The sequence below is a fragment of the Methanospirillum sp. genome, from assembly GCF_035560735.1.
Taxonomy (GTDB): domain Archaea; phylum Halobacteriota; class Methanomicrobia; order Methanomicrobiales; family Methanospirillaceae; genus Methanospirillum.
This window is the reverse complement of sequence record NZ_DATMYY010000074.1, coordinates 1-12,823: the sequence shown is the minus strand read 5'-3', so window position 1 is coordinate 12,823 and position 12,823 is coordinate 1. Positions and strand designations below refer to the sequence as shown.

The 12,823-nt window shown below is 45.6% G+C and carries 19 protein-coding genes; 6 read left to right on the top strand and 13 right to left on the bottom strand.

Translation table 11 applies throughout. The features are described 5' to 3' along the window. Both VN429_RS02165 and VN429_RS02160 read left to right on the top strand, forming a co-directional pair. Positions 1-644: hypothetical protein (locus VN429_RS02165; protein WP_325629302.1), on the top strand; the 644-nt coding region annotated here is incomplete at its 5' end. 174 nt (positions 645-818) lie between these two features. Then, positions 819-1,058 carry a HypC/HybG/HupF family hydrogenase formation chaperone gene (locus VN429_RS02160; RefSeq protein WP_325629300.1) on the top strand — a complete coding sequence of 80 codons (240 nt, stop codon included), beginning with the start codon at positions 819-821 and terminating at the stop codon, positions 1,056-1,058. A gap of 30 nt (positions 1,059-1,088) precedes the next feature. On the opposite strand, the gene VN429_RS02155 is transcribed toward VN429_RS02160, so the two are convergent. The 11 genes from VN429_RS02155 to VN429_RS02105 form a co-directional block, all read right to left on the bottom strand. Next, positions 1,089-1,739 (bottom strand): MarC family protein, encoded by a 651-nt coding sequence (locus tag VN429_RS02155; RefSeq protein ID WP_325629298.1) that lies wholly within the window; start codon positions 1,737-1,739, stop codon positions 1,089-1,091. A 21-nt stretch (positions 1,740-1,760) separates the two neighbouring features. After that, a complete protein-coding gene (locus VN429_RS02150) occupies positions 1,761-2,204 on the bottom strand; it encodes a hypothetical protein (protein ID WP_325629296.1) in 444 nt (147 codons plus the stop codon). A gap of 49 nt (positions 2,205-2,253) precedes the next feature. After that, positions 2,254-2,559 carry a DNA-binding protein Alba gene (gene albA / locus VN429_RS02145; protein ID WP_414675288.1) on the bottom strand — a complete coding sequence of 102 codons (306 nt, stop codon included), beginning with the start codon at positions 2,557-2,559 and terminating at the stop codon, positions 2,254-2,256. A gap of 16 nt (positions 2,560-2,575) precedes the next feature. Beyond that, positions 2,576-3,592 (bottom strand): aspartate-semialdehyde dehydrogenase, encoded by a 1,017-nt coding sequence (gene asd / locus VN429_RS02140; RefSeq protein WP_325629293.1) that lies wholly within the window; start codon positions 3,590-3,592, stop codon positions 2,576-2,578. A gap of 40 nt (positions 3,593-3,632) precedes the next feature. Next, complete coding sequence (locus tag VN429_RS02135; RefSeq protein WP_325629291.1) at positions 3,633-3,806, bottom strand: indolepyruvate ferredoxin oxidoreductase subunit alpha; 174 nt, start codon at positions 3,804-3,806, stop codon at positions 3,633-3,635. A gap of 63 nt (positions 3,807-3,869) precedes the next feature. Further along, on the bottom strand, positions 3,870-4,631 hold the full coding sequence (gene dapB / locus VN429_RS02130; RefSeq protein WP_325629289.1) for a 4-hydroxy-tetrahydrodipicolinate reductase: 762 nt from the start codon (positions 4,629-4,631) through the stop codon (positions 3,870-3,872). After that, the gene (gene dapA / locus VN429_RS02125) at positions 4,624-5,499 is read right to left on the bottom strand and encodes a 4-hydroxy-tetrahydrodipicolinate synthase (RefSeq protein ID WP_325629287.1); all 876 of its coding nucleotides are present in this window, start codon (positions 5,497-5,499) and stop codon (positions 4,624-4,626) included. The genes dapB and dapA overlap by 8 nt, the downstream gene beginning before the upstream one ends. Positions 5,500-5,508: 9 nt before the next feature. Continuing rightward, a complete protein-coding gene (locus VN429_RS02120; protein ID WP_325629285.1) occupies positions 5,509-5,700 on the bottom strand; it encodes a 30S ribosomal protein S17e in 192 nt (63 codons plus the stop codon). Between the two features lie 3 nt (positions 5,701-5,703). After that, the gene (locus VN429_RS02115) at positions 5,704-6,270 is read right to left on the bottom strand and encodes a thiamine-phosphate synthase family protein (protein ID WP_325629283.1); all 567 of its coding nucleotides are present in this window, start codon (positions 6,268-6,270) and stop codon (positions 5,704-5,706) included. Between the two features lie 149 nt (positions 6,271-6,419). Continuing rightward, positions 6,420-7,601 carry a DNA primase regulatory subunit PriL gene (gene priL / locus VN429_RS02110; protein ID WP_325629281.1) on the bottom strand — a complete coding sequence of 394 codons (1,182 nt, stop codon included), beginning with the start codon at positions 7,599-7,601 and terminating at the stop codon, positions 6,420-6,422. A 3-nt stretch (positions 7,602-7,604) separates the two neighbouring features. Further along, the gene (locus VN429_RS02105) at positions 7,605-8,348 is read right to left on the bottom strand and encodes a DNA polymerase sliding clamp (protein WP_325629279.1); all 744 of its coding nucleotides are present in this window, start codon (positions 8,346-8,348) and stop codon (positions 7,605-7,607) included. 93 nt (positions 8,349-8,441) lie between these two features. Between VN429_RS02105 and VN429_RS02100 the strand changes: the two genes are divergently transcribed. Genes VN429_RS02100 through VN429_RS02085 form a run of 4 tightly spaced genes read left to right on the top strand, consistent with a single transcriptional unit; the run spans position 8,442 to position 11,687 of the window. Then, on the top strand, positions 8,442-9,080 hold the full coding sequence (locus VN429_RS02100; RefSeq protein WP_325629277.1) for an RlmE family RNA methyltransferase: 639 nt from the start codon (positions 8,442-8,444) through the stop codon (positions 9,078-9,080). Beyond that, positions 9,080-9,958, top strand: coding sequence for a GTP 3',8-cyclase MoaA (gene moaA / locus VN429_RS02095; RefSeq protein ID WP_325629275.1), 879 nt, complete (start codon positions 9,080-9,082; stop codon positions 9,956-9,958). The genes VN429_RS02100 and moaA overlap by 1 nt, the downstream gene beginning before the upstream one ends. Positions 9,959-9,999: 41 nt before the next feature. Beyond that, positions 10,000-10,506, top strand: coding sequence for a hypothetical protein (locus tag VN429_RS02090; RefSeq protein ID WP_325629273.1), 507 nt, complete (start codon positions 10,000-10,002; stop codon positions 10,504-10,506). Further along, the gene (locus tag VN429_RS02085; RefSeq protein ID WP_325629271.1) at positions 10,503-11,687 is read left to right on the top strand and encodes a M20 family metallopeptidase; all 1,185 of its coding nucleotides are present in this window, start codon (positions 10,503-10,505) and stop codon (positions 11,685-11,687) included. The genes VN429_RS02090 and VN429_RS02085 overlap by 4 nt, the downstream gene beginning before the upstream one ends. 39 nt (positions 11,688-11,726) lie before the next feature. Here VN429_RS02085 and VN429_RS02080 read toward each other — a convergent pair whose 3' ends face one another. Together VN429_RS02080 and VN429_RS02075 are read right to left on the bottom strand one after the other, a co-directional pair. Then, complete coding sequence (locus tag VN429_RS02080; RefSeq protein WP_325629269.1) at positions 11,727-12,455, bottom strand: tRNA(His) guanylyltransferase Thg1 family protein; 729 nt, start codon at positions 12,453-12,455, stop codon at positions 11,727-11,729. A gap of 88 nt (positions 12,456-12,543) precedes the next feature. Further along, the coding region (locus VN429_RS02075) for a PRC-barrel domain-containing protein (RefSeq protein WP_325629267.1) at positions 12,544-12,823 on the bottom strand (280 nt) is incomplete at its 5' end.

Sequence of the window (12,823 nt, the reverse complement as noted above, 5' to 3'; positions counted from 1 at the left end):
ATTCCATAACTTCTGCCCTGGTAACTGGAGTAATATTCACTATCGCAGTGATTTTTACCGGAACACTCACTGATTACAAAGAAAGTGAGAAGATTCCAAGTGAACTAGCAGCCTCAATCAAATCCCTGTACCTTGATTCCTGTATGTTTCCTACCGTGAAACAGGAAGTTATTGACCGGTTTAAGTCCCACATCAGAAACCTCCATAAAGAAGTTGTATCAAACTTTCGATTAAATACCTGGGACCTGATATCACTAAATAATGTAACTCTTGAGATAAACAGGGATATTTCTGCACTTTCTCTTGAAAATGTGGCGCCACCAATCCTTGTAAAGATGCGTAATGAATTAACCGCCATTGATAGGACCTTCAACCGCATCAAGCAGATCAAAGATACAGATTTTATTCCTGCCGCTTACGCGATATCAGAGATGGCAATATCATTTGTAATCCTAATTCTTCTGTTTATCAAGAGTGATTCGCTGATTGAGAGTGTACTGCTTATTGCTGCGATTACGGCCATGATCACCGGACTCTTCTTCCTTATCAAGGACATGGATGATCCATTTGAAGTAGGGGTTGGGTCGAGTGCAGATGTGGATCTCTTCCTTCTTTTTGAACTGGATCAGTATCTCAAAGACTAAACCTCTTACTTTTGCAATTTCAGACCCATACGAATTAAGACATTGAAGTTGTTAAGATTTGATTTTTGGATTTTGACATGAAACCCGGATAATCAGATATATATCGTTACAGAGCAAAAATCTGAAGACTGTACCTGGAATAATATTCCGGCAGATCTGATCCGAGGTTTATCTATGTGTATTGCTGTTCCAGCTGAAATAATTGAGATAAAAGAAGGAAATATTGCACTTGTTGACTTTGGAGGACTTAAACAGGAAATCCGGATTGATCTCGTAGATGTCGTAATAGGAGACTTTGTTCTGGTGCATGTGGGCTTTGCAATTCAGAAGCTGAATCGCGATGAAGCACTTGAAACTCGTGAACTGTTTAGACAGTGTTATGAAGAGATGGGCCAGGAAGCATTTCCGGCTTAACTTTTTTTCCCGGTTATAATATCAAGGGCATTACCTGATAAGAGATGGGAAAGCTGTTGAGATCCCATTTATCAGGAATTGAACTGCAATAGCCATAAGCAAAATTCCCATGAGCCTGCTTACCACCCGATATTCACGCTGTCCAATCCTGCTTGTGAATTGTTCTGAAGAGACCAAGAGCAGGTAGGTAAAGGTCATTGTAATTAAAACAGAACCCAGGATGATCGCCAGGCGTACCGGCTCTGATATCAATGAAACATTTTTGGAGAGAACGATGACTGTAGTGATAGTGCCAGGTCCGGCAATCATGGGAAATGCAAGTGGCATGGATGAGATCTCTTCAGCTTCGTAACTCTCATGCTTTTCTGCTTCAGTCATTTTGGCCCGGGATGTTTTGGCATAGACGATCTCCATCCCGATTCCAAAGAGCAGGACCCCGCCTGCTATTGTAAATGCCTCAATTGTTATCCCAAACAATGACAGAAGACTGGATCCAAATATTGTGAAGAAAAGGAGAACCACCGTTGAGAGCCGGCAGGCAGATACAGCAACCTTTTTCCGGTTTTGTGGTTCCATATGCCCAGTCAGGGAGTGATATACAAGCATCGCTCCAATAGGGTCTACCACAATAAGGATTGAAGATAATGTAAAGAGTGTGAGACTGATCAGGTCATCTGTCATTACATCACCCTCAGATCTAAATTAATAATATACAATCCCACTCGGAATTTTTGATACGTTCTGCAGATGCTGAGTGGACTGATTTGATATGATTGTCAGGTTTGGAATTGTTGTTCCAAATTTATGAGCAGGGAACCAGTACAGACCATCGCCGTACACAGGTTTGGTATCATACACCTTGAGATCTGCAGAATCATAATCCATACGGACAAGTGTTGCATTCTCAAAGTTAAGCATCGAAAAGAGACGATTTTTCACATCGTTCTCTCCGAACATGAGGATGAGAAACCTGAATGCATCATCCAGGGTATACGTGACATGCACATCAGCATATCCTGATTTTAGGGAAATAGTAACATTGTGGATATCGATATATCCATGCGTTTCAGGCTCTGCGGCGAGCGTATGAGAAGCTCCGAAAAGGAGAAAAAATATAAGGAGGAACGCCCACCTGTTCCTGATCATTCTCATATGGTACGGTTCGGAAGCTTAAAAGCCTTCGGGAAATTTGGAATCAGAGCGGTACCTGACCAGTTTCTGATCGTAATACCAGAACAATCTCTATACATGAGACATTGGTCTTACCATTCTCGGTATCAACCTGTTCTGTCGAGGTTGTTATGGATCGTTTCTCCACATTCTGCAGGAACCGACCCAGAGCAATCTCTGTCGTATCAACTGCCCGTGAAATCGCCTTTCCTCGTGCTTTAACAAATACTTCCTGGGCACCATTGGTAAACTGGGTAACAACAGCCAGAACATAATTCATGACTGGCTTATTACCCACGAAGATGATGTTATCGTCCTGCACGTATGTCATTGTGGCTGAATGAGAATCACAAGTAGTCCCGGTCACAGATCACTTCTGCATTCAGAATCGAGGCCCCGGCCGCTCCTCTGATGGTATTATGACCCATGGCCTGGTACCTGATTCCCGGCCGTACCCTGCCGATAGACACCGTCATTCCCTTTCCTTTCATTCGGTCTAGCCGTGGCTGTGGCCTATCTGGAAGATCAATATAATCAACTGACTTTTCCGGAAGAGTGGGCAGATCCGGGAGTGTTGACTTCCATGTTCTGAAGGCTTTCTCCACTTTTTCAACCTGATCTTTGATATCAATCCAGACAGACATGGAATGTCCATCAATAACCGGGACACGGTTGCAGCAGGCACTAACTGAGAATGGAGCATTCTGAACTTCGGCCCCGTCAAAGGTGCCCATGATCTTCAGAGTCTCGCGTTCCATCTTCTCTTCCTCGTTGCCAATGTAAGGAATCAGGTTATCAAAGATTGCCATTCCCGGTATGCCTTCAAAACCAGCTCCAGATATCGCCTGCATTGTGGCTACCTTGATATCAGAGAACGAAAACGTTCGAAGAGGTGCCAGTGAACAGGTGAGCATGATAGTTGAACAGTTTGGATTAGTTACTATGAACCCGTCTGTTCCTTTGTCACGCTGCAGATCGATCATCCCGAGATGATCGGCATTGACTTCTGGTACAACCAGAGGAATATCAGGTTCCATCCGGTATGTACTCGCATTGCTGCAGACTCCAATCCCTGCCTTAGCGCATTGCATCTCTACTTCTCCGGCTAGGTCTGCAGGAAGTGCAGAGAACACAAGGTCAACCTTCTTCAGACCCTCAACAGTAGTATCTGATACAATGATGTCGCCGACATCTTCAGGAAATGGAACTTCGAGCCGCCATGAAGCAGCATCGCGGTATTTTTTTCCTGCACTCCGTTTGGATGCGGTCAACACTGAGAGTTCAAAATTCGGATGACCTGCAAGGAGTTGTACAAACCTCTGCCCAACGGCCCCGGTTGCACCAAGAACCCCTACACTGATCATACCGATACATTGGAGAGAATAGTTATTAAAAATGGATGATTTAATCCATTGAAATGGCTTCTGCAGGACATACATCCACACAGGAACCACAGTCTACGCAGAGATCTGTGTTTACATCGGCTTTGTCATCCTTCATTGAGATCGCTACAGCCGGGCATTCATCAACGCAGGTCTCACAACCGGTACAGGTATCCTTGTTTATTATCGCAGTCATGGAAATCTCTTAATGACTCTGTTTAGGAATATAAAAAAATTTTCGACCTGATTTTGTCTTTCTTCAAAGACCGAGGACATCTTTCATGCCATATACAGCAGGTTTCTTTCCGACAATCCACTTGGTTGCCTTGACTGCTCCCTGGGCAAAGACACCCCGATCATATGCCCGGTGGGAGAGAGTGACTGTCTCAAAGTTGCTGGTAAACATCACAGCATGATCGCCGACGATATCCCCGCCCCTGATAACATGAACGCCGATCTCATTGCCCCGCTCAGTCATACCCTCACGCCCATAGACTTCTTCCCTGGGGCCGACTTCTTCCTGAAGAATCTCGAGGATTGTCTTTGCAGTACCACTGGGTGCATCCTTCTTGTACCGGTGGTGAGCTTCGGTAACCTCAATATCATAGTCACCAAGCCGCTGTGCAGCTTCCCTTACGAGTAACCAGAGGATATTCATTCCAATAGAGTAGTTCGTGGAGATGACTGCCGGGACTCCTCCCTTGGCAATAGCTTCCCTGATGTTCTTGCTTTGATCAGCATTCAGGCCGGTTGTTCCAAGAATGATGGCACATCCTGCTGCTGCGGCAACGGGTATGTTCTGTGCTGACGCTGCAGCCACAGTAAAATCAATGACAACATCGGGCTTACTTTCAGAGAGAAATGCTGCAAACGTACCGGCAGAGACTACAGGAACGCCAAAAACTTCACCTTCCTGCACATCTACGCCACCTACTAACTGCATTTCGGGATCTTTTGTGACAATTCCACCGATTGTCATACCCATACGACCGAACGCACCACAAATAGCTACTTTAATCATATTGAGCTAGCACCTCCTGTAATTTTTCAATTGTTGTCTGACTCGCTTCATCCAGTGGGAGCCTGACCGGACCTGCTGCCAAGCCTCTCATTTCAGTAGCTTTCTTTATTGGAACCGGATTAGTTTCGATAAAGAGTGCTTTGATGAGGGGCGCAAGTTTGTAATGAATACTACGGGCAGTATCATAATCTCCTTTCTTCGCAGCATCGTACATCTCTATCATCGGCTTTGGGACAATGTTTGCTGCAACTGATATGACCCCGTCGCCACCCAGACTGAGGATAGGCAGAGTCATACCATCATCGCCAGATATCACAGAAAAATCATTATCCAGGGTCAGTTCTATGATGGATGATATTTGATTGATGTCCCCGCTGGCCTCTTTAACGCCTACAATGTTAGGATGGTTAGCAAGTTCGGCAATCAGTTCAGGGGCAAGATTCTGGCCAGTCCTTCCCGGAATATTATAGATTACAACCGGGATGTCCAGATCAGCCAGGGCGGTATAATGCTTCACAAGACCTGACCGGTTGGGCTTATTGTAGTAGGGGCTTATGACCAGGACGCCATCAGCTCCGGCATCCTTTGCAGCCTTGGTAAATCTGATGGCTTCTGAAGTGTTATTAGAACCAGTTCCAGCAAGGACTGGAACTTTTCCACCGGCCTCTTCCAGGGTTACTTCCACTACCTTCTCGTGCTCTGCACTACTGAGTGTGGCAGATTCTCCGGTTGAGCCGCATGGCACCAACCCGTGGACTCCAGACTGCAAAAGAAAAGTTATGTTGGACCTGAGTCCATCCACATCAAGATCTTTCCCGGCGTTCCTCTGAAAAGGAGTAATGAGCGCAGGGAAAACGCCCTCAAACATGAGGGTAATTTATGCTGTTCTTCCGGTATTTACCTTTCTTGTGATATAGCCTGCAACGCGGTTCCGCACACCCTTGGTCGGAATATCAGTGGCTGAACTTACGGCCTTTTTATTCTCATCAAAATCGCCAGAAAACTTTTCGCGGTGGTTTTCCAAAAGTTCTGCACCGATGCTCTTTATATAACTTGGTTTTACACCCATTGATTATTCCTCTGTAAAATTTGTAGTTATAATGCGCGTTAAGATCCTATTAATACTTGCTAAAACACGAGTAGGATTCTCACCTAGCAAACGGATCAGGGGCTCTTTTCCTGCACACCCGGTATCATAGATCAGATCAGGGACGCCATCGCTCTTCTCGCAGCAGAAAGCGACACCCCAATCATGCGAAGAATCTCCTGGAGGTTCCTGGGCGCGATTAAATCCAGAGATCTCCAGCAGCATCCTATCAGCGATTTCTATGATCTTTGGGCTATATCTCACAATCGCCACGCACCGGATTGTTGGATCAAACCGTGTAGCAGTCAGGACCATCCTGCAAACAGGGAGATCTTCCGAAGAGATGATAGACCCGTGTACTATGGCAGACACGTCATCAATGGTTCTGGCGCCCTGCCCGGCATATGCCATCACAATCCCGCCTGAAGGTACAATCTCTGAATGTGTTATTTGATTCAGGGACTCTATCACTGACTCCAGTTCACAAGTGAGGACGAGATTGCTGCTCGCGATCTCTGTTTCTTTCTCTTCGGAATTCTGATAATGGTTCATAGATCACCAGAATAAAGTTTTAGAATACAGATAAATCCAGGCTCAGGATCACTTCTTACGAGTTTTTGCTCAGACATTTACTTATGCGTATAAACTGATGTTATGGTCAGATTATGAAACGGTGGATGCTTGATGCTGTAGTTGGTGTCTTAAGCCTGATTATCTTCCTTGTGGTCCTCATTGTTCTTCCCGCCTTCCTCCACGGCAGTACGGCGTACCTTATTGCGCTCTTCCTGTTTATCGCTGTTATCAGCGGGGGCGGATTCCTTATCAGGAATGTTACCCCCTGAACCTGCTATCCCTATCTTCTTTTTGGGAACAGTAACCATTCGTTTTTTCTGTTTGTAATACGTGAGAGGATGCGTAATATTTTTGCAGAGAGCATCAGGATGAATACAGAGTGCATGAGTTTTCATCGTTGAACACTGGGGAGATACGTATTCAGTTCCACTCCCTCCCAGGCCGGATATATGATCCACCTGGTACATGGTCTTTGAGAGATCGAAATCAGGCACATGTCCATAAAGTTCAACTATCTTGGTATTCTCCATCCCGATATTATGCATAAAAGCAGTCACTGCAAACCTTCCCATGTGGGTCAGATGAGTCCGCTGCACAAGAGCTGCGATGATTGCCTGGATACAAGGAGGAAATGCAGACTCTTCCACAGATCCAAACTCCTCAAGCATTCGTTCCTGTATTGTGGTTTTTATTCGATCAATTATCGGCTGTAAGGAAATACAGAGAGACGGCGGAACTTTGAGTGGAAGGTTCTGACTCATGATAACCCTGAGACGTTCCCTCAGGATCTCATCGATCTCATCGCTGTGAATCCTGACAATCCCTTTCTCCACAACCCGGTTTACCAGTCGCCATCTGTCGTCAGTGAGCCGGGAGGCTATCTCAACATACTGAATCACCGGAATTTCTTTAGAGCTCCCGGATAGTCCAAGACTGGCTGCTATCACTTCTTTCTTTTTTGGATCCTCATCCTGCAGATAACGATATACTCTCCATGACTGGTATCGACAGAGTCGATCAATGAGCATCTTATCACCAGAACAGGAGACCAGTAACCGGCTGGCAGGGTATGCAGAAATAATAATTCTGACTGCTTCAGCTTCAGAAGGAACTTCAGACAGATCTTCAGGAGGCTGACGGGGATTAAACCTGATCGATGCTGAAACAATATCGTATGCTTCCTTTACCGCAAGACGACCTGCAGAAGATTCAAGATACTGGTCAAGAGAGGCAGTATTTGCAGCGATAAAGGACTGTGCTTCTTTTAAAAAAGGATATTTTGCAAGGTCTCGAAGGTCAAGTGCTACCATGCATCAGTCAGCTTCGATACGTGGTGCGAGCAGGTACTCAACGTGTCCTTTTCCACCTGCAATATCAAATGAGAATTTTACCGGGTGATCAGTTCCCAGGTGAATGGTTACCTCAGATGCATGTGCCATGACTTTTCCCATATCCTTGAGGTAATCAATTGAGAAGAGGGAGCGGGCTGGTGAATAATTGCAGGATATCATTTCATCTGCAGAAAACTCACGCTCAATGTGGTCACTGTCTCCTTCGGCAATAATATAGAAGACCTTCTTATCAGGATTAATACCAAGCCACATCTTATCTGAAACCACTGCTGCGGACTTGATAGTATTGTAGAGGTCTGATCCTGGGACAGTCACAACACCTGGGAGTTCTATGCCTGGTGAGTTGGGATCCTTTTTGATGGTGCTTGTATCAAGCAGGGTGATGGCATAATGATACCCTTCAAACCTGACTTCAATCTTATTAGCTCCATCTGGAAAATCCAGACTTACTTCACTTGCCTTTCCCATCATTGTGAAGATATTCTTCATCTTTGTGATATCGAGTCCAAGCTCCCCTGGTGTAGCTTCGTATGTATTGAACGCTTCACGCTGGAGGGTGAGAATGACCATTGCAACATTTGCGGTATCGACAGATCTGATCCACACCTCCTGCTCGGAGAAATGCATTCTGCACTCGGTTACCAGAGCAGCGACGGCGTCGATAGAATCACGAAAAGTATCGGCGTTTATTGTTCCTTTCAGCATCTGCGCTCCCTACTGTTCTAACAATATTAGTTTGACGCACATATAAGTGCTGGTCTGAGTAATATTTACAAATAAAGTGGATAAGAGCGGCATATGGGTTCTCAATGGGGTAGGGATAAGGTATACCAGAAGGCAATGAAGCAGGGATACCGTTCCCGAGCTTCATTCAAATTAAAAGAGATTTTAGAACGAAACGCAGTTCTGCGACCACAGGATAATGTGGTAGATCTTGGTGCAGCACCAGGGAGCTGGCTTCAGATTCTAAAAGAGAATACATCAGGGCAGATCGTTGGGATTGATCTAAACCCAATCCAGCCACTGGAAGGAGTGATAACTCTGGTTGGGGATTTTTCAAAACCCACAATAGTTGCAAGGGTTCTGGACCTGCTGCCGGTTGTAAACCTTGTGGTCTGCGATGCTTCGCCCAAATTATCAGGGCATAAATCGTACGACCAGGCAAGAGCAATAGACCTCAACAAAATGGCTCTTGACTTTGCTATACAGGTGCTCTGCCCGGGTGGAAACCTTGTGATGAAAACGTTCCAGGGTGAAGATTTTCCATGGATCTACCGGAAAGTAAAAGACGAATTTTTCCGCGTAACTACGCATAAGACCCATTCAAGCAGAAAGGGAAGTGCTGAGGTCTACATCATTGCCCGAAACTTCATCGCAGGAAGGGACGATCTTTTAGATCCTAACGCTCAGGAAGAAGTAACAGAATCGGGTGATTGATGGCTGTTCGGGATAATTTTCAACGACCTGTCAGCAATATCAGGATCAGTCTGAATTCCGGATGCAATCTCAGATGCATCTACTGCCATCGTGAAGGAGAATGCAAACCAGAGAACCCGATGTCAATTGATGACATCAGGGAGATTCTTCTGGCATCAGAGCGGCTTGGTATCAGGTCGGTAAAATTTACCGGCGGAGAACCACTGCTCAGAAAGGACATCCTTGATATCTTCAGAAGTGTTCCTGCAGGGATAGAATCATCCATTACTACCAACGGAACACTTCTTGGCCCAATGGCCATGGATCTTTTCAAGGCAGGTCTTTCCAGGGTAAACATCAGTCTTGACAGTCTAAGGCATGAGACCTACAAAAAGATCACAGGTGTTGACAGTCTGGATGATGCCCTGGCAGGAATTGAGGCTGCAAAGGTGGCAGGCCTGGTTCCGATAAAGATCAATATGGTGCTCCTGAAAGGGATCAATGAGGATGAGATCGACGATTTCATCAAACTGGTGGCAAACGACCGCCATATGATTCTGCAGATCATCGAACTGATGGATCTTGGAGATTGTCCATACCATGCAGATCTCTCAGATCTCGAGGATCATATCGCGGCATCATCTAAAAGGGTGATCACCAGAAGGATGCATCACCGGAAAAAATACTGCTATAGCGGGGCAGAGATCGAGTTTGTCAGACCTTTTCACAATTCCGAATTCTGCAAACATTGTAACAGGCTCAGGGTCACTTCTGACGGAAAACTGAAACCCTGCCTTCTCAGATCAGATAACCTAGTGGATATCAGAGGAAAGAAAGGTGAAGAACTTGACGCTCTCTTTAAGCAGGCAATAGGCCTCAGAGAACCGTACAACTCCTGACGGCAGAGACGCTTTTTATCTTCTGCCGTCTACTTTTGTGTATGCTGGAAGTCAACGAGTACGCCCGGGTACTCCAGGCCCTGTACAACAAATCTCTAATCCTCGAAGACCCCTCTGATTTTCATCCGGTTCTCAGTTTCTGGTATTTTGATGCAATGGCACATCTTGACTATTCGATATCAGTCCTTGCGTTCAATGCAGATTCTCCACGTAACCTGATGAGCCGTGAATATCTCAAACACCGGACAGACCAGGGAAAAGACGAACCAATGGGAGTGTTTCCTAAATTTATGATCTGGCTTGAAGCCAATCATCCAGAGGATTATGAAAAATTCCCCCTGTTTATCCAGAAGATCTATTCATCCACCGATCCTGCCTCATACAGATCATTTAGAATAATCCTGAACCCTGATGAACGAAGGCCGGTTCCACCTGAAACTCTTCAGATCATGATTGATGAGATGTTTGAACGATCCTACATATCTGCTTTATACAAAAATTCTTCTGTTGCAGCAAAACTGGATGAGTTCACCAGGTCTTGCAGATGAAAAATACCGCTGATGTTACCAAGATATGTTCAGATCTGGTCCAGATACGATCTGATAATCCACCCGGTTATACTGACGAGGTTATCGCGTACATCAGGGAATTCTGTGATAAAATTGGCCTTAAAACACGGACTGTTACCAGAGGAAGAAGACACAATCTCCTGTCTGCTGAACCGAAAGGGAAGCTTCTCCTCTGTGGCCATGTAGATGTTGTTCCAGCCCTCGATGATGGCTGGACATATCCACCATATGCCGGTTTAATAAAAGATGGATTTGTGCATGGCCGTGGGTCAACCGACATGAAGGGAGGATGTGCAGCTCTTCTTGTTGCACTCAACAATATTATCGATACAGAAGGAGATCCCGGTGTTGACATCGCATTCGTCGCAGACGAAGAGGGGAAAGGCGAGTTCGGGATGGAACAACTTGTTGGTGAAGGGATCCTAAAACCATGCAACGCGATCATAGCCGAACCAACACCCCCTGCATCTCCAATAATCGGAGAGAAAGGAGTTCTCAGGACCCGTATTCAGTTTTCAGGTAAATCTGGACATGCTGCTCTGCACCCGGTTTTGGGTAATTCTGCGATAATGCAGGCCTGCCGTTATCTCGACTTCTGCCAGACGCTGCACGAGCGTGATTGGCCACTCGATCCAGTAGCTGCAGATGCGGTCAAAACTACTGGCAGAGCCCTTGAGAACCTGACTGGACTGAAGGCATCTGATGCTAACCGGATCCTCTCCCGGATTATGTTTAATCCAGGTTTTATTGAAGGAGGTGAGAGAATGAACGTAGTTGCCCAGCACTGTAATCTCTCACTGGATATGCGAATTCCATGGGGATGTAAGATCAATGAGGTGATCCCGCTTATGCATGCTGCAGCTCCTGATGCCGTAATTGAGATCCTGGAATCATCAGAACCTTCAATCAGCAGGCCAGGGTCGCTTACAAAACTTCTTTGTGATGGGATACAATCAGTGCTTCACGTACCAGCAGATCCGGGAGTAAGTCAGGCTGGATCAGATGCCCGATACCTCAGGGTTCATGGGGCAGAAGTAGTAATGTATGGACCAGGTGACCTGAATCTTCTTCACTCAGTAAATGAACGGGTTCCAGTATCAATGCTTGAGAACTGCCAGCAGGTATACGAGTATATTCTGAAGCGGGTATCTCAGGTCTGATCGTATACGAAAAAATGCGGAAAAAAAAGTTCAATTAAACTATGACCCTATTATCTCACTGACAAATTTTTTTCCTTCTTCTGATGAAAAAACAGGTGGGCTACGATCAACATGCACCTTTCTACGGATTGCCGTCGTCTTTTCTTTCGTGACAGGGTTGTATCCTTCTTTGGTGATCAGAGTATGGTACACCATAATCCCCCGCCGTTCCCAGGAAGGTGTCTGTGCAAGATTTACCCCATGCTGAAAACAGATCTCATGAAGTGTCCGTGCTCCGACACCGTTCAGTTGACGCTGGACTTCTGTCCGGTTTAGGCCGCCCTGGAGAAGGAGTACCTGAGTATATCCATTGATATGATTACGCCAGGCTTCTTTCTGACGCCAGGTCAGGTAGTCTGCTACCATACTCTTCTCAACAGGGATGATACGTGCATCAAACGAGATAGGTGATGCTGGTTTTAATGCCATGGTCAGGCAACTTGACGCAATTGAAGCGACCACTGATGTAAGTTTCTCAACGCGCCCCTCAAATGGCAGTTCATCAAGGTAGATACTGATCTCATCAGAGAATGTGTATGCAAAAAGAGGTGACAGCCCGCTTTCAGTCAGAAGTGAAGTGCAGACAGATACCATTGCCATGGAAAAACCCTCATCAAAAGGGCGTTTGAGCGACAGTTGCGCAAGAAACTGGTGAAAAGCCCTGCCATCTAACCTAATTATGACAGGTGCAAGGGCTTTAATTCCTGTATATATCTCCCGCTCTTTCACAAATATTCCTGCCCTACTCCAGGCGAAAGGTTGCACATATCGGGAGAGTCAGATTCAGAATCTGTAATATTGCAGATTATTGAACAGATCAGAGATCTGTATCCTCTTTAAACATATTCTGAATGTGACGAATTACTACCACATCAGAGATGCTCTTAACCAGCCTGAAGGGTATCTTGACACCTTTATGCGTCTTGACCTCAATGACTTCAGGATTGAGCTTTCCTGCCGCTATTGAATCGATCCTCTTTGAATCGATATCAAGAACAAGGTCTTCAACCTCACCGATGAACATTCCGTTCTCAGAGTATATCTTAAGGCCGATAAGGTCAGTAATCTGATTCTTCATACTCCATTGACATTTATAT